The following is a 19,757-nucleotide window of genomic DNA, read 5'->3' on the forward strand; positions in this document are numbered from 1 at the left end:
CCGCCATTTGCCCCGAAAGGAGCAAAGCTGATGGATAATTTTGCAGTGGTCGTCAATAAAGACAATATAACTGCGTTTTCCATGTTCAAACGCAGGCTTTCTTCGGTTATGGCTTTTGTTATGAGCCGTCATTTTCTGTTTCTGATTTCCGCTATTGTTCTTGTTGCCCTTGCCGCTTGCGGCAGAGGAGAGGACGAGCAGGCTGCTGCTCCAACTCAGCCGGAACAAACTACAGCTACTCCAGCGCCTGACGCTGATAAGCAGGCTGGCCCTGATCTGATGAAGGCTTTGCAGGACAATTCAGGTGTCATGACACCTGAAGAGCAGAATGCAGCCATTGAACGTGCACGCAGCAATGCAGAAGCCGCAGCCAAGTCTGTCGGCCAAAGCGCTGACCAGATTCAGGCCGCTGGTGAAGCGGCAGTCGCTGCCGCGCAGCGTTCGTTCGAGGCTCGTCAGGCTGCGCAATAATTGTCTCTGCAAAGCGCAATATTCTTCTAAATTATTGTTTTTTCGTCGATTGCAACGGGTTGCTGTTTCCAGCCTTTACGGAATTATATAGAAACGATTCATGTCTATCTGGGTTCGCATTGGTGAATTTGTCACCTCCGTCACGCTGAACGCTATTTCAAGCGTTATCGAGGCTGTGCGAACGGTTTTCGAAGGCGATGCGGATACGCGCAGGCGCGTTGCATTCTCCATTGCGATGATTGCGCTTTCTGCCAAAATGGCCAAAGCCGATGGCGTGGTGACGCAGGACGAGTTTCGCGCGTTCCAGAGCATTTTCTCCGTGCCGCCAGAAGAACATGCCCATGTCGTTCGCTTGTATAATCTCGCGCAGCAGGACGTTGCAGGTTATGAAAGCTATGCGCGTCAGCTCGCTGGCCTTTGCCGTGAAGGTGATGAGAACTGTCATCTCCTTGAAGATATTCTCGACGGACTTTTTCACATTGCAACCGCTGACGGCTATGTGCACGATAAGGAAATGGCTTTCCTGTCCAGCGTTGCCGAGATTTTCGGCTTCGATGAGGAAAGTTTCGAGCGTATCGCATTGCGGCATGTCAATCGAGGTGAGGGCGATCCTTATGCCATTCTCGGGCTGGTGCGCGGCGTTTCGTTTGAGGACGCGCGCAAGCGCTACCGTTCATTGGTGAAAGAACACCATCCGGATCGGCTTTATGCGGAAGGTCTTCCGCTGGAATTCATAAATATCGCGAATGCACGTCTTGCAGCCATCAATGCGGCTTGGGCAAGTGTCGAAAAACAATTGGAGCCCGCATGAGCAGCGCCGACGCTTCGCAGGAAGAACTTGTAGCGGAACTGTCTTTGGAAAAGCCCGACTATCCGGCCGCTTCTCTGGATGCGTCACCCAATTTTGGTCCCCGCCGCGATGGCAAGACGCCGACCTTCCTCATCCTGCATTATACAGGGCTGGCAACAGCTGAAGAAGCTTTGGATGTACTCAAGTCACCCGAGCGGGAAGTTTCTGCTCATTATCTCGTTCTCGAAGATGGCCGTGTGGTGCAGATGGTGTCTGAAAAGGCACGAGCATGGCATGCAGGTCAAAGCTTCTGGAAGGGTGAAACCGATATCAACTCGGCGTCCATTGGCATCGAGATTGTCAATCCGGGTGACTTGGAAAACTATCCACCTTTCGCAGATAGACAGATTGAAACCGTCATCGATCTTTGTCGCAGCATATGCGGACGCTATGAGATCCGCCCGGAAAATGTTCTTGCGCATTCCGACATTGCGCCTGAACGCAAGACGGACCCGGGGCATAACTTCCCATGGAAGAAACTGTATGAAGCAGGCATTGGCCACTACATTGAACCAACGCCGATCCGTGGCGGGCGCTTCCTCGCACGTGGCGAACAGGGCCAGCCAGTGGAGGCTTTGCAGTCCATGCTTGCCCTTTATGGCTATAAAATCGAGATCAATGGTGTGTTCGATGAGGCCACACAAACCGTGATTAAGGCGTTTCAGCGACATTTTCGGACACAAAATGTGGACGGTGTAGCCGACGTATCTACTATAGATACCCTCTACAGGCTGATTTTTTCATTGCAAAATGTTACCGCTTGACCACGCATGGTCCGGCAGGATCGAGCAGTGTCGGACTTTCATATTTCCATAATAATTTCATCAAATTAGAACAATTGCAGCTTTAGGTGGTGATCCTCTTCCACTGTGGCGCGCATCACGAAATGTGACAGCGTTTATTACAACCTGTAAGACTATTTTACTTCCCCAACCAATCTTCGGCTGCATTTCCCCAGCAAATGATCTGCCATTCCCAGCGGTGACGGGCGGGCAAAAATGCTTGTCGAGCGGGATCATAAATAAACGGCAACGCTGCCCCCAAGACCAGCAATGCCCCATAAAAACGATCCAAGACGGTAGGTTATGAAAGTAAAATTTGTTGTTGTATGCGCCCTCATTGGCGCCATGAGTTCATTTGGCCTTAATTCTGCGATGAGTGCTCCCGTTAATGAGCCAACCAATCTCACAGATCTGCTCAAGGCAAGAGCACAGAGCAAGACCGCTGAAGCCAACAAGTCTGAAAAGGCATCCCGCGCGGCTGTACGGGCAGATCAGAAACAGACTGCCAAGAAGGTTTCGGTCATCACCAAGCGTGCTGCGCCAACAGCTAAAAGTGCAAAGCGTTCCAAGTTGCGTGGCGAGACTTCAAAGTCTGTGCAGGGCGGCAAGGGTTACTCACAGATCATCAATCGTTATGCTGCAACTTACGGCGTATCTTCCTCGCTGGCTCATGCCGTTGTTCGTCACGAAAGCAATTTCCAGCCAAACGTTCGGGGTGCTGCCGGTGAAATTGGTCTGATGCAGATCAAGCTCTCGACAGCTCGCGGTCTGGGTTACACGGGTTCGGCAAAGGGCCTCTATGAGCCTTCAACCAACATCCAGTTCGGCATGAAGTATCTTGCCATGGCACAGAAGCTTGGCGGCGGCAGCACCTGCGGCACCATCCTCAAGTACAATGCCGGTCATGGCGCAAAGCGCATGAACCCGACTTCTGCAAAGTATTGCAGCTCGGTTAAGACCTATATGGCCGGCCTTTAAATATTTGTTCTAACGCACATCTCGTTCCGAAATCCGGTTCCCACTTTTCGGGATGTGCTCCAGATTTACGTTGTCGGTTGCGTAGAGTTCCAAACCGATGATGTGAACGAAAAGCCGGTAGCGGTTTCGCTGCCGGCTTTTCTGTTGTCTATAGTTTTTTTCAAAACCCGGTTCCCACTTTCCACGATCATGCTATACACGCGCCGTCAGTCGGTCGGGCAGCCGCGCTTGTCATATGCCGAAAGGCGGCAGGTGAGGAAAGTCCGGGCTCCATGGAAATACGGTGCCGGGTAACGCCCGGCGGGGGTGACCCTAGGGATAGTGCCACAGAAAGTAGACCGCCCCGTCTTCCGTACCGCTTCACGAAGCGGCAGGGATGACGGGGTAAGGGTGAAAGGGTGGGGTAAGAGCCCACCGCGCCGGTGGCAACACAGGCGGCACGGTAAACCCCACTGGGAGCAAAACCGAATAGGGACGGCGCATCAGCCCGCAAGGGCTGATAATCAGTTTCCGGATCAGCCGTCCGGGTGGGTTGCAAGAGGCGGGTGGCGACATCCGTCCCAGATGAATGGCTGCCACGTTGGACGCAAGTCCAGCCATACAGAACCCGGCTTACAGACCGACTGACACTTTTTCACTTATATTGGTTAATCGACATTTCTGTTTGATCGCAGGAAACGGATAGTTGTGTTCTTATTGCGCATCTATTTCAGAGCCTCTCAACCAAGGAGGTTTTCATGTCGAGCTTAAAAGATAAGGTCGTGATCATTACCGGTGCATCATCGGGAATAGGGCGCGCTACGGCAACGCTGTTTGCTTCGCAAGGTGCGGCTGTCGTTTTGAATGCGCGTAACGAGGGAGCACTTGAGTCGGTGGCGAGGGTCATCAAAGAGCTTGGTGGAAAAGCACGTTATGTGGTTGGGGATGCTTCCCGAGTTGAAACACATGAACAACTGGTCGCTGCTGCTCAACGTGAATTTGGCCGTCTTGATATTGCCTTTAATAATGCGGGTACCGTTGGTCCGATCAGACCGCTGATAGAAGCTAGCCTTGATGACTGGGACAATGTGATCGCTGGAAATCTGACATCTGCATTTCTCGGCGCAAAATTGCAGATACCATCGATGCTCATGTCTGGCGGCGGTGCAATCATTTTCACATCAACTTTTGTCGGCACCAGCGTTGGGATTCCAGGAATGTCACTCTATGGTGCGGCAAAGGCTGGGTTGATGGGATTGGTAAAGGGTATCACCGCGGACTATGGCTCGCAGGGCATCAGAGCCAATGCGCTTTTGCCGGGCGGTGTCGATACGCCGATGGCAGGTAGCGACGCACAGAAAGAATGGGCAGCGGGTCTACATGCAATGAAGCGGATAGCGCAGCCCGAGGAAATTGCCCAGGCAGCACTCTTTCTTGCAGGACCAATGGCGAGCTTTGTTTCTGGTTCAGCGCTTTATGCCGATGGTGGTAATTCAGCGGTCAAATAAAAAAAGCGGCTTTCCGGGTTGGAAAGCCGCTGTGCCGCCTCAAATTGGCACGCCTGTGAAGAAGTCGTAGATGAGTTTCATGTTCAAGACGACGATGATGGCGGCGGTGATTGCTGCAAGGATTGTAACCCAGCGCGGGGCAACCAAAGCGCCCATTTTCTTCTTTTCTGCCGTGAACATCACCAGCGGTATGATCGCAAAAGGCAGCTGCAGGCTGAGTACGACCTGTGACAGGATAAGGAGCTCGGTCGTTCCTTGCGAACCATACATGATGGTGACAATGGCTGCGGGCACAATCGCAACGAAACGTGTGATGGCGCGGCGAAGCCAGGGCTTCAACTTGATATCGATAAAGCCTTCCATCACGATTTGACCGGCCATGGTTGCCGTAATGGTCGAATTGAGCCCGCAGCACAGAAGCGCAATTGCAAAGAGGGTAGGCGCCAGTGCCGAGCCGAGCAGCGGATTGAGCAAAGCATGGGCTTTGTCGAGATCCTCTACCCCGGTATTGCCGGTTGCGTGGAAGCTTGCTGCGGCGAGGATCAGGATCGAGGCATTGACCAGCAATGCGAAGGTGAGGGCGATGGTGGAGTCCAGCGTCGCAAATCGGATCGCTTCGCGCTTTTCCGGCAGGGTATGTCCATAGTCGCGGGTTTGAATGATGCCTGAGTGCAGGTAGAGATTATGCGGCATCACCGTCGCACCAATAATACCCAATGCTATATAAAGCATATCCGGATTTCGGAGAATTTCAGTCGTTGGCGCAAAGCCGCGGATTACTTCGCCCCATTTGGGTTCTGCCATCAAAATCTGGATCAGGAAGCAGAGAGCAATCACGCCCAACAGCGTGATGATGAGTGCTTCGACGCGGCGAAAGCCCTTATTCTGTAAATAGAGAACGAGGAGTACGTCTGCTGCGGTGATGATGACGCCGATTTCCAGTGGAATGCCGAAAAGAAGATTAAGACCGATTGCCGTGCCGATGACTTCAGCCAAGTCTGTGGCGCAAATAGCGAGTTCAGCCAAAAGCCACAAGGGCCATGCTAGGAAACGCGGATAGGCATCCCGGCAAGCTTGCGCAAGATCGCGACCTGTCGCAACTGCAAGTCGGGTGCAGAGTGCCTGCAAAAGCACGGCCATCAGATTGGAAATCAGCACGACCGACAGCAACATATAGCCGAAGCGGGAGCCGCCAGCGAGGGAAGTCGCCCAGTTGCCAGGGTCCATATAGCCGACGGCAACCAGATAGCCGGGGCCGAAGAACGCCGTCGCGCGGCGAAGTTTTGAGCCTGATCGGCTGACCCGGATTGACCGGTGTACGTCTGACATGGACGCTTCGCCACGATCACGACGCCAGCCTTCAAATGTGACGTCGTGTTGTGCGGGGGGAGTACTCCCCCGAGGGGCCATCTTAAATGCCATTCTGTGTGCTTTCAAAATGCAATTGCGAATTATTTGCAATTAATAAACCTGTGAAGCTTTTCCGTCAACGGCCGCGAATGGGGGCTTTTCTCATAAATATGTGATCGAGCTGTACTGATATTGCGGTATTGAACTGCCGTTCAAAAGCACGATTTGTCGTCGATTTGTTCCGTAAAAACGTGCTCGAAAAACTTTTGTATAACGCCCGGTTTTCTGCATGTGCGTAGCAAAGGATAACGGTTCATTAAGCTTAATATCCGATAACTGTTTGATCGAATCCGCCAAGCTGGGACTTGTCTACAATTGGCCGGAATTCATGCAGACAAAGACAGTTTAGCGGGATGTGAGCCCGAGAAAGGATCGGAATGATGGCTAGCCTCGGCGGAGACACATCTCAAGCTGAAGGGGCTAAGGACCGTCACGTTCCGGTGCTCATTTCCGAAGTGATTGAAGCCTTGAAGCCTGAATCCGGCAAGGTAATCGTCGACGGCACGTTTGGTGCGGGCGGTTATACGCGGCGTATTCTGGAAGAGGGTGCCAATGTCATCGCTATTGATCGCGACCCGACCGCAATTGCAGCTGGTCGCGCTATGGAAAAGCAGTTCGAAGGCAAGCTCAATCTGGTCGAGAGCCGCTTTTCGGCGTTGGATAAAGCCGTTGAAAAAGTCGAGGGTGAAGGCGAGAAAGTTGATGGCGTTGTGCTTGATATCGGCGTCTCGTCGATGCAGATCGACGAAGCCGAGCGTGGCTTTTCCTTCCAGAAGGACGGGCCTCTCGACATGCGCATGTCACGCAATGGGCCAAGTGCTGCTGATGTGGTGAACCGTCTGAAGATGGGCGATCTTGCTCGCATCTTCAATTTTCTGGGTGAAGAACGCAATGCGGGCCGTATCGCACGCATGATCGAAAAGCGCCGCGAAACACAGCCTTTTACGCGCACTCTGGATCTCGCCAATGCTATTGAATCGCTGGTCGGTCGCAATCCGAAAGTGCCTATTCATCCTGCTACGCGCGTGTTTCAGGCGCTGCGCATCTATGTGAATGACGAGTTGGGCGAGCTGGCGCGGGCATTGCTTGCAGCCGAACGCGTTCTCAAGCCGGGCGGACGTCTGGTCGTCGTTACGTTCCATTCGCTCGAAGACCGCATGGTCAAACGCTACTTTGCCGACCGCGCTGGCGGCAGTGCCGGTTCAAGGCATCTGCCTGAGACGCATGTGCGCTATCCGAGTTTTACACCTGCAGTGAAAGGTGCCGTTGGTCCAACTGCAGAAGAAGAAGAGCGCAATCCACGTGCGCGCTCTGCAAAATTGCGCGCTGGTCTGAGGACCGAAAACCCGCCTCTTGAAGATGATCTTTCGCTTTTCGGGCTGCCCAAATTGCCCGAAACGCATGAACTGGCCCGGAGTTGAACGAGTGCTGCGTACTTTTGAACTCATCATGATAGCGGCGATGCTGGTAGCAGCAACGATCACCTATACCATCAAGTATGATGCGGAGAGGCAGATCGCTGTTATTGCCAAGCTCAAGCGCCAGATTGATTCCGAAAAGGATACGATTACGCTTCTGCGCGCGGATTGGGCTTTGATGACCCAGCCGGGTCGCTTGCAGAGCCTCGTGGGCGTTTACTCTGAGGAACTTAAGCTGCAGCCGATCGAAGCAGAGCAGCTTGCGATGGGTGTGCAGGACATTCCGGAACGCCAGCTGGACGATATTCAGAAACTTATTTCAGGCAGTGATGAACTGGTGGCAAGCGGTGTTCTCGTACCCGATGCAACAACCACCGGCAGCATCAAGAAGAATGGAGCGAGGCACTGATCATGCGGCTGAAGCTCGGATTTTCCAAAAAGAACAAGCAGAACCTCGACCAGGGCCAAAGTCTTAATAGCGGTCCAAATCTGAATAACGGCAATGCGCCGGTTGGCAATGAAAAGCTGGCCGGCAATATGGCGTTTGTTGGTTCTCGTAAGAAGCATGGCAATCGCGCACGCAATCGTCTGTGGATGGCAATTGCCTGTTTTGTCGGCATTTACGGCGTGATTGGTGGCAAGCTAGTCTATTTTGGCGTGATTGGTGGTGAGGACGATGATTCCAACGGTCCTGCCGTACACCAGCTCGCATCGCGTCCCGACATTCTGGATCGCAACGGTGAAATTCTTGCGACAGATATCAAAACATCTTCGCTCTTTGCCGAGCCGCGCAAGATCGTCGATCCGGATGAAACCATCGAACTTCTTTCGACGGTCATTCCTGATCTCGACTGGGAAGCAACCTATCGCCGTCTCAAGAGTGGTGCAGGCTTCGTCTGGATCAAGCGCGGTTTGACGCCACGCCAGCAGAGCCAGATCATGGCGCTTGGTGTGCCGGGTATCGGTTTCCGTACCGAAAAGCGCCGTTTCTATCCTGGCGGCCCAACGGCATCTCATGTTCTCGGCCTCGTGAATGTCGACAATCAGGGCATTGCCGGCATGGAGAAATATATCGACAGCCAGGGTCTAAGTGATCTGCGTGCGGTCGGTATGGCAACCGGCCAGTCGCTTGAGCCAGTTCGGCTTTCGATTGATATTCGTGTTCAGCACATTATGCGTGACGTGCTGGTCAAGGCCGTCGACCGCTATCGCGCAATTGCCGCGGGTGCTGTGGTGCTGAATGTGAAGACCGGCGAAGTTATCGCCATGGCTTCTGTTCCTGATTTCGATCCCAACAATCCAGTGCATGCACTCGACAAGGATCGTCTGAACCGTATGTCGGCGGGCACCTACGAAATGGGCTCGACGATCAAGAGCTTCACGACAGCAATGGCGCTCGATTCCGGCAAGTTTAATCTTAACTCGAGGATCGACGCATCACGGCCACTGGTGATTGGTCGCCAGACCATCCGCGACTTCCACGGTAAAGGCCGCGTGTTGACGCTGCCCGAAGTGTTTATCTTCTCGTCTAATATCGGCTCAGGTCATGAGGCGAATGTGGTTGGCATCGAAGGCCATCGCGCGTTCCTCAAGAAGATCGGCCTGCTTGATCGCATGCAGACGGAATTGCCGGAAGTTGCGCGTCCGGTCGAACCACGCGTCTGGAAGAAAGTTCACTCCATGACCATTTCCTTTGGTCATGGCATGATGACGACACCGCTTCAAACGGCAGTGGGTGCTGCCGCGTTGATGAATGGCGGCAAGCTGATTGAACCGACATTCCTGACCCGTACACAGGCTCAGGCTGATCAGGTTGCGCAGCAGGTTATACATCCGCAGGTTTCTGCCGATATGCGCTATCTTTATCGTCTGAACTCCACCGCTCCGGGTGGTTCGGGTAAGCGCGCGACGGTTCAGGGCTATCGCGTTGGCGGTAAAACTGGCACGGCGGAAAAGGTTGTGCACGGCCGTTATTCGAAAGATGTACGCTTCAACGCGTTCCTAGCATCCTTCCCGATGGACGATCCGACCTACGTTGTTTTGACGATCATTGATGAGCCAAAACCAGAAGAAGGCAAGTACAGCGCAACCGCTGGTCTTAATGCCGCCCCGATGGTTGCAGACATTATTCGTCGCTCAGCCACCTTTTTGGGGGTTAAGCCCGATTTTAAACAGGAATTTGCGCCAGCAGAAGCAGAGATCGCTTCCGCTGATTCGATAAACGACTGACCCGTGCAGTTTCGCCATTGGGAGCGGAAGCTACACCACTGAACCTGGATTTGGTAAGACCATGAAGCTGAAGGAAATTACACTCTTTAAAGAACTGGCCTCCGGCACTGCGGGCGAAGTGGACATTACCGGCGTCACGTCAGACTCTCGTAAGGTCGAACGCGGCTTCCTTTTTGCGGCCCTCAAGGGTGTAAAGGCTGATGGTTCTGCCTATGCTGCCGATGCAGTCAAGCGCGGCGCAGTTGCGATTATCGCGGGCAAGAATGTGACTCTGGAAAATCCGGGCGTGCCGGTGCTGCATGTGGATGATCCGCGTCACGCTTTGGCAGTTGCTGCCGCCCAATTTTATGGCAAACAGCCCGAAGTCATGGTCGCTGTCACCGGTACGAGCGGCAAGACGTCCGTCGCTTCCTTCACACGACAGATCTGGGCTTATGCAGGTTTTCCTGCAGCCAATATCGGAACGACTGGCGTCTTTTCGCCAACGCGCAGCGATTATAATTCGCTGACCACACCCGATCCTGTTGAGCTGCATCGTGTTCTGGCTGAACTCGCCGATGAAGGTGTTACTCATGCCGCAATGGAAGCCTCGTCGCACGGTCTTGATCAACGCCGCCTTGACGGTGTGAAGCTTGCCGCCGGTGCTTTCACCAATCTCGGTCGCGATCACATGGATTATCATGCGACGATCGAAGAATATCTGAACGCAAAAATGCGCCTGTTCGATACACTTTTGCCAAAAGGATCGCCTGCAATCATTTTTGCAGATGATCAGTTCTCTCCGCAGGCGATTGAAGCGGCGAAGGCTGCTGGTTGTGACGTCAAGACTGTCGGCCGCAAGGGTGATTTCATCACCATTAAACGTGTCGAGCATGAGCGTTTCCGCCAGCATGTTGAGGTTCGCATTGCCGATGAAATCTTCGAAATCGCGTTGCCGCTGGCAGGTGATTTTCAGGTGGCGAATGCTCTCGTATCAGCAGGCCTCGCAATCGTGACAGGTGTTCCTGCGGCTGCTGCTATGCGCGCGCTTGAGCGTCTTAAAGGTGCGCCGGGTCGTCTTGATCTGGTTGGTGCTACGGAAGAGGGGGCTCCCGCTTACGTCGATTATGCACATAAGCCGGAAGCGCTCGAAAATGTTCTGACTTCCGTCCGTCCATTCACGACGGGTCGTGTGATTGTGGTGTTTGGCTGCGGTGGCGATCGCGACAAGGGCAAGCGTCCGATCATGGGCGAAATTGCTGCGCGCCTCGCGGATGTGGCCATTGTCACCGATGATAATCCGCGTTCGGAAGTGCCTGCACAAATCCGTTCGGAAATCATGGCAGCGGCACCGGGCGCGACTGAAATTGGCGACCGCCGCGAAGCAATTTTCACCGCTGTATCGATGATGATGCCGGGCGACACACTCGTTGTTGCTGGTAAAGGGCATGAAGAAGGCCAGATCGTCGGCGACATCACGCTGCCGTTCTCGGATCATACGGAAGTGGCGGCAGCACTGGCTGCGCGCCTTGAGGAGCATAAGGAATGAGTGACTGGCTTTGGACATCTGCCGATATGGTGGAGGCCATGGAAGGCCGGCCTTTCGGTACGTTGCCTGCGGGTATCACCGGGATTTCCATCGATAGCCGCACGCTAAAGGACGGCGAAGCTTTTTTCGCGATCAAAGGCGATCTGTTTGATGGTCATGATTTTGCAACCGCTGCCATGGCGGCGGGTGCAGGTCTTCTGGTTGTCAATGAATCCCGTCTTCCTGCACTCGGTAATCTTAAAGTTCCGATGATTGTGGTCGAGGACGTGCTTGAGGCCCTCACCAAGCTCGGTATTGCTTCGCGCGAACGATCCACGGCACAGATAATCGCTGTTACCGGCTCAGTCGGCAAAACCACAACCAAAGAAGCGCTGCGTCATGTGCTGGTCGATTCAGGCAAAGTTCACGCTTCTGTTGCTTCGTTCAACAATCATTGGGGTGTGCCGCTGACGCTCGCCCGTATGCCTGCCGATACCGATTATGGTGTGTTCGAGATCGGCATGAATCATCACGACGAAATTCGTCCGCTGGTGAAGATGGTGCGTCCGCATGTGGCGCTGATCACACTGATTGCACCTGCGCATCTCGGGCATTTTGCCAATCTTGAAGAAATCGCAGTCGCGAAAGCTGAGATTTTTGAAGGTGTTGTGCCGGGCGGTTACGCGCTTCTCAATCGTGATGACAAGCGTTTCAAACAGCTTGAAGAACTGGCTGAAAAGGCAGGCATCGAGCATATCGTGACTTTTGGCGAGAATGCCCGTTCCGATTATCGCCTGCGCGAAGCGAAGATGCATCCGACCTGCTCATGCATGACGGTCAAGATCGGCAGCGAAGAGGCAGTCGTAAAGGTTGGTATGCCGGGACGCCATATCGTGCAGAACATGCTGGCTGTTCTGGGCGCGGCTCATCTTGTCGGTGCGGATATGGCAAAGGTTGCCATCGCAATGGCGACGCTTTCGGCAGAAGGCGGACGCGGTGCACGTCACGTGCTGGAACATCCGGATGGTGGTTCTTTCACGTTGATCGACGAAAGCTACAACGCAAATCCAACTTCGATGCGCGCATCGCTGTCGCTTCTCCAGGCCACTCCGCCGGAGGGGCCACGTGGTCGCCGCATCGCAATCTTAGGTGATATGCTCGAGCTTGGTCGTCAGTCAGGAAAGCTCCACGCCGATCTTGCACGGCCTATCGTCGATGCAGAAGTGAATGTGCTTTACATCGGCGGACGTGAAATGTCGGTGCTCAAAAACGCCTTGCCGGTTGAAATTCACGTCGAATACAGGCAGAGCACCGATGAATTGTTACCGCTGGTGATGAAAGCAGTCCGCCCCGGCGATGTTGTCATGGTGAAATCCTCCAAGGGGATCGGCTTCTCCAAGATCGTCAAGGCGCTGACAAACCAATTTCCGCCGGTGGTGCCTGCTGAATAGGCGATTTTGAGGGATTTTTCTCCGCATGTTGATGCTTCTTACAATTTTTGCCGAGCATGTGACACCGTTCAACGTGTTCCGCTACATCACGTTCCGCACCGGCGGCGCGATGATTACCTCGGCACTGATCGTGTTTCTGTTCGGACCGACCATCATCAATTCGCTGCGCGCGCGGCAGGGAAAAGGTCAGCCAATCCGCGCTGACGGTCCGCAGACCCACTTCAAAAAAGCCGGAACGCCGACCATGGGCGGCCTGATGATCATGACGGGTATTCTCGTTTCATGTTTCTTCTGGGCCAATCTTTCCAGCGTCTATGTCTGGGTTGTGCTCATGGTTACTGTTGGCTTCGGCGCCATTGGCTTTTATGACGATTATCTCAAGGTCACGAAGCAGTCGGACAAGGGCTTTTCCGGCAAGTCGCGTCTCGCTATCGAGTTTCTGATCGCAGCTGTTGCGGCCTTCATCATCATGCGCGCTGGCCAGGAACCTTTCTCTTCGTCGCTGACGTTCCCGTTTATGAAGCAGTTCGTCATGAACCTCGGCTGGTTCTTTATTCCTTTCGCAGCCTTCGTCATGGTGGGTGCGGGCAATGCTGTGAATCTGACGGACGGTCTTGACGGCCTTGCAATCGTGCCAGTGATGGTTGCTGCCGCTTCATTTGGCTTCATCGCTTATCTTTCGGGCAATGCGATTTTTGCCGATTACCTGCAAATTCATTTTGTGCCTGGAACGGGTGAGCTTGCCGTGGTGCTTGGTGCAGTCATTGGTGCTGGCCTTGGCTTCCTTTGGTTCAATGCGCCACCTGCCGCTATCTTCATGGGTGACACCGGCTCGCTGGCCTTGGGCGGCATGCTTGGAACAGTTGCAGTTGCGACCAAACACGAAATCGTTCTTGCCATCATTGGCGGGTTGTTCGTGGTTGAAGCGCTTTCGGTCATTATTCAGGTCGGCTCGTTCAAGCTCACCGGTAAGCGCGTGTTCCTGATGGCGCCAATTCACCATCATTTTGAAAAGAAGGGCTGGACGGAAAGTCAGGTCGTGATCCGCTTCTGGATCGTGGCGATCATCCTCGCCATGATCGGCCTTTCTACCTTGAAGCTCAGATAACAGGCACGAAGAATGATCCCGATCACCGCCCTTAAAGATAAGACTGTAGCCCTCTTCGGATTGGGCGGGTCGGGCATCGCCACTGCCAAGGCCATCGTGGCCGGCGGAGCGAAGATCATTGCCTGGGATGATAATCCCGACAGCGTTGCCCGCGCTCAGAGCGCGGGGTTGGCGACTGGTGATTTGAGGCAGGCGGACTGGTCGCAGTTCGCTGCCTTTGTGCTTTCGCCGGGTGTACCTCTCACTCATCCGAAGCCACATTGGACGGTTGATCTGGCGCGTGCCGCAGGCGTTGAAGTCATCGGTGACGTTGAACTCTTTGCGCGCGAGCGTAATCATATCGCGCCCGATTGCCCGTTCATCGCCATAACCGGCACCAACGGTAAATCGACCACGACTGCGCTGATCGCGCATATTATCAAGGCGTCCGGTCGCGATATGCAGCTTGGCGGCAATATTGGTACGGCCATTCTCACACTGGAACCGCCTGCACCAAGCCGCTTCTATGTGGTCGAGTGTTCGTCTTACCAGATTGATCTGGCGCCTTCGCTTAATCCGACTGCCGGTATTCTTCTCAATCTTACGCCTGATCATCTCGACCGCCATGGCTCCATGGAAAACTATGCCGCCATTAAAGAACGGCTTGTTGAGAAAAGCGGTGTGGCAATCATTGGTGTGGACGATGAATATTGCGCGGACATTGCGACACGCCTTGAGAGTAAGGGTGTAAAAGTCGCACGTATCTCCAAGAATAAGCGCCTTGAGAATGGAAGCTTCGCTGACGGCGCAAAGCTTTATTCGACAACAAATGGTCAGATCGAAGAACTGACTTCACTTGAAGGTATTGGTTCGCTGCGCGGCGCGCATAATGCGCAGAATGCGTTGGCTGCAGTCGCGGCCTGTTTGTCTATTGGTCTTTCAATCGAAGAAATTCGTGCTGGTCTGAAGAGCTTTCCGGGTCTTGCACACCGCATGGAGCAGGTGGGATATCGCGGCAAAGTTCTGTTCGTCAACGATTCCAAAGCAACCAATGCGGAAGCAACTGCACCTGCATTGTCGTCTTTCGCCAATCACATTTATTGGATCGCCGGAGGCGTTCCCAAGGCTGGTGGCATCACATCGCTATCGAGCTTCTTCCCGCGCATCACCAAAGCCTATCTTATTGGTGAAGCAGCGGCGCAGTTTGCTGCGACGCTTGGGGATGCCGTGTCGTTCGAGATTTCCGACACCTTGGCCATTGCCGTCGAGCATGCTGCACGTGATGCAGGCAATGATGCAGCAAACGAACCTGCGGTGCTGCTCTCACCTGCATGTGCGAGTTTCGATCAGTTTCAGAATTTTGAAAAACGCGGTGATGCATTCCGTAACGCCGTTCTTGCGCTCCCGGGTGTTGAGCCGATGAGAGGGGAAAGCTGATGGTAAGTCGTGTTGACCGCGGTCCTGTCGCCAATTGGTGGTGGACAATCGACCGTTACTTTCTGGCTGCATGTCTGGCCTTGATGGGGCTTGGCGTGTTGTTATCCTTTGCGGCAAGTCCTGCCGTTGCGCAGCGCATCGGCCTCGACAGCTTCCATTTTGTTGAGCGCCAGACCTTCTTCATGATCCCGGCTGTGATCGTGATGATCGGGGTGTCATTCCTGACGCCACGCCAGATCAGGCGCTTCGCGCTGGTTTTGCTGGGCGCATCGCTGTTGCTGATGGCGGCAGCGCTTTTCGTCGGTATTGAGATCAAGGGCGCGCGCCGCTGGGTAAGCCTTGCGGGCATTTCCATTCAGCCATCCGAGTTCATGAAGCCCGCATTTGTGGTCATTTGCGCGTGGCTTTTCTCTGAGCGGGAACGTGGCGGCGAAATGCCGGGCAATTTCCTTGCAATGCTGCTTTTTATCGCGACTGTCGGGCTTCTTGTGCTCCAGCCTGACCTTGGCCAGACCATGCTGACGACGGGCACATGGGGTGCAATGTTCTTCCTGGCAGGCCTGCCAATGTTCTGGATTCTGGTTCTTGGCGGCATCGCAGTCTGCGGTGCTTTTGGCGCTTATCTGACATTTGATCACGTTGCAGGCCGTGTTAACCGCTTCATGACGGGTGAGGGCGATACGTTCCAGGTGGACGCAGGCCGCGAAGCTATTCTGCGCGGCGGTTGGTTTGGACAAGGTCCGGGCGAAGGTACGGTCAAGCGCATCATCCCTGACAGCCACACCGACTTTATCTTCTCGGTTGCGGCTGAAGAATACGGCATCATTCTGTGCATGATCATCATGGCGCTTTTTGCGTTCATCGTGATCCGCGGGCTTTCGATTGCGCTTCGCGAGCGCGATGCTTTCACACGTTTGGCTGTGTCCGGTATCGTCATTCTGTTTGGCTTCCAGTCGATCATCAACATGGCGGTTAATCTGCATCTGATGCCTGCCAAGGGTATGACGCTGCCATTCATTTCCTATGGTGGTTCCTCGCTGGTCGCTATTGCGATCACCATGGGTATTCTTCTGGCGTTGACACGCCGCCGTCCGGAAGCGCGTATGACGCATACGGTCAGTATGGGTGAGCGCATTCCGGCTTTGTGAGGGGAATATGGGAAAAGGCGTAATCGTATTGGCCGCCGGGGGAACTGGCGGTCATCTGTTTCCGGCGGAAGCGCTGGCTCATGAATTGAAGATACGTGGTTGGGATGTGCATCTGGCGACTGATGCGCGTGCTCAGCGTTTTGCCGGTGCATTTGCCGAAGACCATGTGCATGTGATCCGTTCAGCCACTATTTCAGGCCGCAATCCAATAGCACTCATAAAGACCTTCTGGTCGTTGTGGCAGGGCAATCTTGATTCGCGCAGACTATTTCGTCGATTGAAGCCGAAACTGGTTGCAGGCTTTGGTGGCTATCCAACGCTGCCACCGCTTTATGCTGCAAGTAATTTGGGAATCCCAACCGTCGTACATGAACAGAACGCCGTCATGGGTCGCGCCAATAAGGGCCTTGCGGGACGCGTGAAAGCAATTGCCGGTGGTTTCCTGCCTGAGACGAGCGGTGCACACGCCGACAAGATTATTGCGACCGGTAATCCGGTTCGCCCACCTGTGCTTGCTGCGGCCAATATGCCCTATAAGCCTGCAAAAGAAGGTCAGCGTTTTCGTCTGCTGATGTTTGGTGGAAGTCAGGGAGCGCAGTTCTTCTCGAATGCCATACCCGAAGCGATTGCGCTGTTGTCGGACGCCGAACGCGCACGGTTGCTGATTACACAGCAGGCACGTAAAGAGGACGAGGCTGCCGTTCGTACGGCTTATCAGAATCTGAAAATCCCCGCCGATGTGGCGCCGTTCTTCAACGACATGCCTGCACGCATTGCGGATGCGCATTTCGTGATCTCCCGTTCGGGTGCTTCGACGGTTTCAGAAATCGCGGCGATTGGCCGTCCAGCCATGCTGGTGCCGTTCCCGCATGCGCTCGATCATGATCAGGCAGCCAATGCGGCGGCGCTCGCGGCAGCAGGTGGTGGTCAGGTCGTGCGACAGTCTGAGCTGACTGCACAGCGACTGGCTGAGATCATCAGTTCAGCTATGAACGAGCCTGAAAGGCTTGAACAACAGGCAAAAGCTGCAAAAAGCGTTGGTAAGCCGGATGCCGCACAGTTGCTTGCTGATCTGGCAGAGGCTATTGCAGCAGGTAAATCAGTACAAGAATTGAAAAAAGGAAACCGGCCATGAAAATGCCGCTGAATATCGGGCTTGTCCATTTTATCGGGATAGGCGGCATCGGCATGAGCGGCATTGCGGAAGTGCTGCACAATCTCGGCTATAAGGTTCAAGGCTCTGATCAATCTGACAGCGCCAATGTGCAGCGTCTGCGCGAGAAGGGCATTGAGGTCTTTGTCGGCCACAAGGCCGAGAACCTTGGCGACGCGGAAGTGATAGTCGTCTCGACTGCGATCCGCAAAAACAACCCTGAGCTTGTCGCTGCACGTGAAAAACTTCTGCCAATCGTTCGCCGCGCTGAAATGCTGGCTGAACTGATGCGCTTCCGACGTGCAGTTGCTATTGGCGGCACACACGGCAAAACCACAACGACCTCAATGGTGGCAGCCTTGCTTGATGCCGGTCATCTTGATCCGACCGTCATCAATGGCGGCATCATCAATGCATATGGCACCAATGCCCGTATGGGCGATGGCGACTGGATGGTTGTTGAAGCGGATGAAAGCGACGGCACGTTCCTGAAGCTTCCAGCTGATATCGCGGTTGTAACCAATATCGATCCCGAACACCTCGACCATTACGGCAATTTCGACAATGTGCGCGCAGCTTTCGCGCAGTTCGTTGAGAACGTGCCATTCTACGGTTTTGGTGTGATGTGCCTCGATCATCCGGAAGTTCAGGCTCTGGTGAGCCGCATTGAGGATCGTCGTATTGTGACCTATGGGCAAAACCCGCAGGCTGATGTGCGTTTTCTCAACCATCGCATGGAAGGTGCTGTCAGCCTGTTTGACGTGCTGATCCGTTCGCGCAAGGGTGAGACGACGGAGATCAAAGACCTGCGTCTGCCAATGCCGGGTCTGCACAATGTTTCCAACGCCACAGCTGCGATTGCCGTGGCGCATGAGCTGGGTATTTCACCCGACGATATCCGTCGTGGTCTTGGAGCATTCGGTGGTGTGAAACGCCGCTTTACGCATACGGGTTCGTGGAATGGTGTCGAGATATTTGATGATTATGGACATCACCCCGTTGAAATCCGCGCTGTGCTGAAAGCCGCACGCGAAGCAACCAAGGGGCGAGTTGTCGGTATCGTCCAGCCGCATCGCTATACGCGTCTGCACAGCCTGTTTGATGAGTTTGCAGCGTGCTTCAACGACGCCGATACAGTCATTGTGACGCCAGTTTATACCGCTGGCGAAGACCCGATTGAGGGTGTGAATTCGGAAGCGCTGGTTTCGCGTATCAAAACGGCTGGTCACCGCGACGCGCGTTATGCAAGCGGGCCGGAAGCACTTGCGCCACTGGTGGCATCCATCGCTGAACCCGGTGATTTCGTGGTTTGTCTGGGTGCAGGCAATATTACGCAATGGGCTTATGCGCTTCCCAAAGAACTGGCTGAACAGGGAAGCAAGTAATGGAAAGCGGCGAGGCGCTTCTCAAGAAGCTCGACGGCAAGCTGTCGAGCCTGCGCGGCAAGCTGATGCCGGATACTGGCATGGACAAGATCACTTGGTTCCGTGCCGGTGGCCCTGCACAGGTTTTGTTCCAACCAGCTGACGAAGAAGACTTGTCGGAATTTCTGAAAGCTGTGCCAGAAGAGATTCCGCTTCTGGTTGTAGGTATCGGCTCCAATCTGCTCGTACGTGACGGCGGTATCCCGGGCTTTGTGGTTCGTTTGTCGGCCAAGGGCTTTGGAGAAGTTCAGCAGGTTTCTGAAACACAGCTCAGGGCAGGGACGGCAACGCCAGACAAGCGTGTGGCTGCTGCGGCCCTTGACGCTGGTCTTGGTGGCTTTCATTTCTATCACGGCATTCCCGGTGGCATCGGTGGCGCTTTGCGCATGAATGCGGGTGCTAATGGCGTTGAAACGCGCGAACGCGTGGTGGAAGTGCGCGCACTTGATCGCAAGGGCGATCTGCACATCCTGTCCAATGCCGATATGGGCTATGCCTATCGGCACTCATCGGCTTCACCAGATTTGATCTTCACCTCAGCATTGTTTGAGGGCATTCCGGGCGACCGGGAGGAAATCAAAAAGGCGATGGACGAGGTGCAGAATCACCGCGAGACAGTACAGCCTGTGCGCGAAAAAACCGGCGGTTCAACCTTCAAGAACCCCGAAGGCACATCCGCATGGAAAGAAATCGACAAGGCAGGCTGTCGTGGTCTGCGTGTCGGTGGGGCGCAGATGTCAGAGATGCACTGCAATTTCATGATCAATACCGGCAATGCGACCGGATATGACCTCGAAACGCTCGGTGAGACAGTTCGCGCTAAAGTTTATGAGAATTCCGGCATTCGCCTTCATTGGGAGATTAAACGGCTCGGCTTGTTCCAAGAAGGCAAGCAAGTGAAAGAATTCTTATAAAAATTAACATT

The 19,757-nt window shown here is 54.2% G+C and carries 17 protein-coding genes and 1 other RNA gene; 17 read left to right on the top strand and 1 reads right to left on the bottom strand.

What is annotated here, in order from left to right; all coding sequences use genetic code 11:
* Positions 1-30: 30 nt before the first annotated feature.
* The 6 genes from QBD00_RS01735 (at position 31) to QBD00_RS01760 (ending at position 4,568) form a co-directional block, all read left to right on the top strand.
* Entirely contained in the window at positions 31-471 is a 441-nt protein-coding gene (locus QBD00_RS01735) for a hypothetical protein (protein ID WP_412534974.1), read from the top strand.
* Positions 472-571: 100 nt separating this feature from the next.
* Complete coding sequence (locus QBD00_RS01740; protein ID WP_095446974.1) at positions 572-1,282, top strand: J domain-containing protein; 711 nt, start codon at positions 572-574, stop codon at positions 1,280-1,282.
* Positions 1,279-2,085 carry an N-acetylmuramoyl-L-alanine amidase gene (locus QBD00_RS01745; RefSeq protein WP_318578514.1) on the top strand — a complete coding sequence of 269 codons (807 nt, stop codon included), beginning with the start codon at positions 1,279-1,281 and terminating at the stop codon, positions 2,083-2,085. The genes QBD00_RS01740 and QBD00_RS01745 overlap by 4 nt, the downstream gene beginning before the upstream one ends.
* Positions 2,086-2,406: 321 nt before the next feature.
* Positions 2,407-3,081: a lytic transglycosylase domain-containing protein gene (locus QBD00_RS01750; RefSeq protein ID WP_318578515.1), complete on the top strand. Its 675-nt coding sequence runs from the start codon at positions 2,407-2,409 to the stop codon at positions 3,079-3,081.
* A gap of 206 nt (positions 3,082-3,287) precedes the next feature.
* Positions 3,288-3,712: RNase P RNA component class A (gene rnpB, locus QBD00_RS01755), an RNA gene on the top strand.
* Between the two features lie 106 nt (positions 3,713-3,818).
* Positions 3,819-4,568 carry an SDR family oxidoreductase gene (locus tag QBD00_RS01760; RefSeq protein WP_318578516.1) on the top strand — a complete coding sequence of 250 codons (750 nt, stop codon included), beginning with the start codon at positions 3,819-3,821 and terminating at the stop codon, positions 4,566-4,568.
* Between the two features lie 39 nt (positions 4,569-4,607).
* Here the strand turns inward: QBD00_RS01760 and QBD00_RS01765 are convergent, their stop codons facing one another.
* Positions 4,608-5,978, bottom strand: a complete 1,371-nt coding sequence (locus QBD00_RS01765; protein WP_318578658.1) for an Nramp family divalent metal transporter — start codon at positions 5,976-5,978, stop codon at positions 4,608-4,610.
* A gap of 377 nt (positions 5,979-6,355) precedes the next feature.
* Here QBD00_RS01765 and rsmH point away from each other — a divergent pair, with 377 nt between their 5' ends.
* The 11 genes from rsmH to murB all read left to right on the top strand — a co-directional run bounded on the left by rsmH (position 6,356) and on the right by murB (position 19,746).
* On the top strand, positions 6,356-7,399 hold the full coding sequence (gene rsmH, locus QBD00_RS01770) for a 16S rRNA (cytosine(1402)-N(4))-methyltransferase RsmH (protein ID WP_191793724.1): 1,044 nt from the start codon (positions 6,356-6,358) through the stop codon (positions 7,397-7,399).
* A 4-nt stretch (positions 7,400-7,403) separates the two neighbouring features.
* Positions 7,404-7,805: a hypothetical protein gene (locus QBD00_RS01775; protein WP_095446969.1), complete on the top strand. Its 402-nt coding sequence runs from the start codon at positions 7,404-7,406 to the stop codon at positions 7,803-7,805.
* 128 nt (positions 7,806-7,933) lie between these two features.
* The gene (locus QBD00_RS01780; protein WP_404901340.1) at positions 7,934-9,625 is read left to right on the top strand and encodes a peptidoglycan D,D-transpeptidase FtsI family protein; all 1,692 of its coding nucleotides are present in this window, start codon (positions 7,934-7,936) and stop codon (positions 9,623-9,625) included.
* Positions 9,626-9,686: 61 nt separating this feature from the next.
* Positions 9,687-11,153 (top strand): UDP-N-acetylmuramoyl-L-alanyl-D-glutamate--2,6-diaminopimelate ligase, encoded by a 1,467-nt coding sequence (locus QBD00_RS01785; protein ID WP_264231853.1) that lies wholly within the window; start codon positions 9,687-9,689, stop codon positions 11,151-11,153.
* On the top strand, positions 11,150-12,583 hold the full coding sequence (locus tag QBD00_RS01790) for a UDP-N-acetylmuramoylalanyl-D-glutamyl-2,6-diaminopimelate--D-alanyl-D-alanine ligase (protein WP_151094983.1): 1,434 nt from the start codon (positions 11,150-11,152) through the stop codon (positions 12,581-12,583). The genes QBD00_RS01785 and QBD00_RS01790 overlap by 4 nt, the downstream gene beginning before the upstream one ends.
* Before the next feature lie 25 nt (positions 12,584-12,608).
* On the top strand, positions 12,609-13,691 hold the full coding sequence (gene mraY / locus QBD00_RS01795) for a phospho-N-acetylmuramoyl-pentapeptide-transferase (protein WP_095446965.1): 1,083 nt from the start codon (positions 12,609-12,611) through the stop codon (positions 13,689-13,691).
* 12 nt (positions 13,692-13,703) lie between these two features.
* On the top strand, positions 13,704-15,107 hold the full coding sequence (murD, locus tag QBD00_RS01800; protein WP_318578517.1) for a UDP-N-acetylmuramoyl-L-alanine--D-glutamate ligase: 1,404 nt from the start codon (positions 13,704-13,706) through the stop codon (positions 15,105-15,107).
* On the top strand, positions 15,107-16,255 hold the full coding sequence (ftsW, locus tag QBD00_RS01805; protein WP_095446963.1) for a putative lipid II flippase FtsW: 1,149 nt from the start codon (positions 15,107-15,109) through the stop codon (positions 16,253-16,255). The genes murD and ftsW overlap by 1 nt, the downstream gene beginning before the upstream one ends.
* Before the next feature lie 7 nt (positions 16,256-16,262).
* On the top strand, positions 16,263-17,390 hold the full coding sequence (gene murG / locus QBD00_RS01810; RefSeq protein ID WP_318578518.1) for an undecaprenyldiphospho-muramoylpentapeptide beta-N-acetylglucosaminyltransferase: 1,128 nt from the start codon (positions 16,263-16,265) through the stop codon (positions 17,388-17,390).
* Positions 17,387-18,793 (top strand): UDP-N-acetylmuramate--L-alanine ligase, encoded by a 1,407-nt coding sequence (murC, locus tag QBD00_RS01815; protein WP_151094988.1) that lies wholly within the window; start codon positions 17,387-17,389, stop codon positions 18,791-18,793. Before murG ends, murC begins: the two co-directional genes overlap by 4 nt.
* Positions 18,793-19,746 carry a UDP-N-acetylmuramate dehydrogenase gene (gene murB, locus QBD00_RS01820; protein ID WP_318578519.1) on the top strand — a complete coding sequence of 318 codons (954 nt, stop codon included), beginning with the start codon at positions 18,793-18,795 and terminating at the stop codon, positions 19,744-19,746. Before murC ends, murB begins: the two co-directional genes overlap by 1 nt.
* Positions 19,747-19,757: the final 11 nt, after the last annotated feature.

The sequence above is a fragment of the Ochrobactrum sp. AN78 genome, assembly GCF_029909885.1.
GTDB lineage: Bacteria > Pseudomonadota > Alphaproteobacteria > Rhizobiales > Rhizobiaceae > Brucella > Brucella quorumnocens.